Below are 3,234 nucleotides of genomic sequence, written 5' to 3' on the forward strand. Positions count from 1 at the left end.
TCATGGATGATCTGTTGCGGGAGTTTCTGACGGAGACCAGCGAGAGCCTGGACACCGTGGACAATCAGCTGGTGAAGTTCGAGCAGGAGCCGAACAACGCCAAGATCCTGGATAACATCTTCCGCCTGGTCCACACCATCAAGGGCACCTGCGGCTTCCTCGGCCTGCCGCGGCTGGAAGCGCTGGCGCATGCCGGCGAGACCCTGATGGGCAAATTCCGCGACGGCATGCCTGTGACTGCCGAGGCGGTGACGGTGATCCTGTCCTCGATCGACCGCATCAAGGAGATTTTGGCTGGCTTGGAGGCGACCGAGGCCGAGCCGGAGGGGAACGACCGCGATCTCATCGACAAGTTGGAAGCGATGGTCGAGCAGGGCATGGCGGCGATGTCAGGCTCGGCGCAGCCGATGCCGACAGCCGGCACTGCGGCTCCCGTTGCCGATGCGCCGCCGCTGGTGCCGGCAGCGCCCGCCGCTGCAGCCGCCCCCGCCAAGGAGATGACCATGGGCACGCTGGTCGATCAGACCCTGGAGCGCCCGCTGCGTCCGGGCGAGGTTTCGCTCGACGAGCTCGAGCGCGCCTTCCGCGAGACCGCGATCGAAGCGCCGGTGCCCGCGCCCGTGGCCAAGGCTGAGGTTAAGGCCGAGCCGGCTGCTGAAGCCGCAAAGCCCGCCAAGGAAAAGGCCGCGCCGAAGAAGTCGATGGCCGACGAGATGGCGGGCGAGGGCGACCGCATCGCCAACCAGTCGATCCGCGTCAACGTGGATACGCTGGAGCACCTGATGACCATGGTCTCCGAGCTGGTCCTGACCCGCAACCAGCTCTTGGAGATCTCCCGCCGCAACGAGGACACCGAGTTCAAGGTGCCGCTGCAGCGCCTCTCCAACGTCACCGCCGAGCTGCAGGAAGGCGTCATGAAGACGCGCATGCAGCCGATCGGCAATGCCTGGCAGAAGCTGCCCCGCATTGTCCGCGACCTCTCATCCGAACTCGGCAAGCAGATCGAGCTCGAGATGCACGGCGCAGACACCGAGCTCGACCGCCAGGTGCTCGATCTGATCAAGGACCCGCTCACCCACATGGTGCGCAACTCCGCCGATCATGGCCTCGAGACCCCCGCCGAGCGCCTCGCCAGCGGCAAGGGCGAGCAGGGCACCATTCGCCTCTCCGCCTATCACGAGGGCGGCCACATCATCATCTGCATCGCCGACAACGGCCGCGGCCTCAACACCGAGAAGATCAAGGCCAAGGCGCTCTCGTCCGGTCTCGTCACCGAGGCCGAGCTCGAGAAGATGAGCGAAGCCCAGATCCACAAGTTCATCTTCGCGCCGGGCTTCTCCACTGCCGCTGCCATCACCTCGGTCTCGGGCCGCGGCGTCGGCATGGACGTGGTCCGCACCAATATCGACCAGATCGGCGGCACCATCGACATCAAGAGCGTGGCCGGCGAAGGAAGCTCCGTCACCATCAAGATCCCGCTGACGCTCGCCATCGTCTCGGCGCTGATCGTCGAAGCCGCCGGCGACCGCTTTGCGATCCCGCAGCTCTCGGTGGTCGAGCTGGTCCGCGCCCGCGCCAACTCCGAGCACCGCATCGAGCGCATCAAGGACACCGCGGTGCTGCGTCTGCGCAACAAGCTGCTGCCGCTGATCCATCTGAAGAAGCTCCTGAAGATCGACAACGGCGCGGCCAGCGATCCCGAGAACGGCTTCATCGTGGTGACGCAAGTCGGCAGCCAGACCTTTGGCATCGTCGTCGATGGCGTGTTCCACACCGAAGAAATCGTGGTCAAGCCGATGTCGACAAAACTGCGTCACATCGACATGTTCTCCGGCAACACCATTCTGGGCGATGGCGCGGTCATCATGATCATCGATCCCAACGGCATCGCCAAGGCGCTCGGCGCCGCCGGCTCCTCGGCCCATGGCATGGGTGACGAAGCGGCCGGCCATCACATCGGAAGTGGCGAGCAGACCACCTCGCTGCTGGTGTTCCGCGCCGGCTCGTCGCAGCCCAAGGCGGTTCCGCTCGGCCTCGTCACGCGCCTGGAAGAGCTGCCGGCCGACAAGATCGAGTTCTCGAACGGCCGCTACATGGTGCAGTACCGCGAGCAGCTGATGCCGCTGGTGGCCATGGAAGGCGTCACCATTGCGAGCCAGGGCGCCCAGCCGATCCTGGTGTTCGCCGACGACGGCCGCTCCATGGGCCTCGTCGTCGACGAGATCATCGACATCGTCGAGGAACGCCTCAACATCGAGGTCGGCGGCTCCTCCTCCGGCGTTCTCGGCTCGGCCGTGATCAAGGGCCAGGCCACCGAGGTGATCGACGTCGGCCACTTCCTGCCGATGGCGTTCGCCGACTGGTTCACCCGCAAGGAGATGAAGCCGTCGCTGCATTCGCAGTCGGTGCTGCTGGTCGACGACTCGGCCTTCTTCCGCAACATGCTGGCGCCGGTGCTGAAGGCCGCCGGCTACCGCGTCCGCACCGCGCCGACCGCGCAGGAGGGCCTCGCGGCACTGCGCGCCCAAAGCTTCGACGTGATCCTGACCGACATCGAGATGCCCGATATGAACGGGTTCGAGTTCGCGGAAGTCGTCCGCTCCGACAACAACCTCGCTGCGACGCCGATCATCGGCCTGTCGGCGCTGGTGTCGCCGGCGGCGATCGAGCGCGGCCGTCAGGCCGGCTTCCACGATTACGTCGCCAAGTTCGACCGTCCCGGCCTGATCGCGGCGCTGAAGGAGCAGACCGCGGGTGCCGCCGGCGCCTCCGAGCTGAGCCGGGCGGCCGCGGCTTAAACCTTAAGCGGGATGGACCAGGAGACCCTGAAATGAGCAAGAAGACCCAGTCCAGCGAAGGCGCCATGGTCGAGTACGTCACCGCGATGATCGGTGGCCAGCTGTTCGGCCTGCCGATCTCCCGCGTCCAGGACGTGTTCATGCCCGAGCGCGTCACCCGCGTGCCGCTGGCCTCGCGTGAGATCGCCGGCGTGCTGAACCTGCGCGGCCGCATCGTCACCGTGGTCGACATGCGCTCGCGCCTCGGCCTGCCCAAGGACGAGGACGGCAAGACCGCGATGGCGGTCGGCGTCGACCTGCGCGGCGAATCCTATGGCCTCCTGATCGACCAGATCGGCGAGGTGCTGCGCCTGCCCGAGGACGGTAAGGAAGAAAACCCCGTCAACCTCGACCCCCGCATGGCCAAGCTCGCCGGCGGCGTCCACCGCCTCGACGG

2 protein-coding genes are annotated in these 3,234 nt (G+C 66.5%); both read left to right on the top strand.

Translation table 11 applies throughout. The features are described 5' to 3' along the window. Positions 1 to 2 precede the first annotated feature (2 nt). A complete protein-coding gene (locus I6F33_RS37710) occupies positions 3 to 2,798 on the top strand; it encodes a hybrid sensor histidine kinase/response regulator (RefSeq protein ID WP_225145777.1) in 2,796 nt (931 codons plus the stop codon). Between the two features lie 32 nt (positions 2,799 to 2,830). Continuing rightward, positions 2,831 to 3,234, top strand: a 404-nt coding sequence (locus I6F33_RS37715; protein ID WP_225145778.1) for a chemotaxis protein CheW, incomplete at its 3' end; no start/stop codon positions are given.

The organism is Bradyrhizobium sp. BRP20, assembly GCF_020194215.1.
Classification (GTDB): domain Bacteria; phylum Pseudomonadota; class Alphaproteobacteria; order Rhizobiales; family Xanthobacteraceae; genus Bradyrhizobium; species Bradyrhizobium yuanmingense.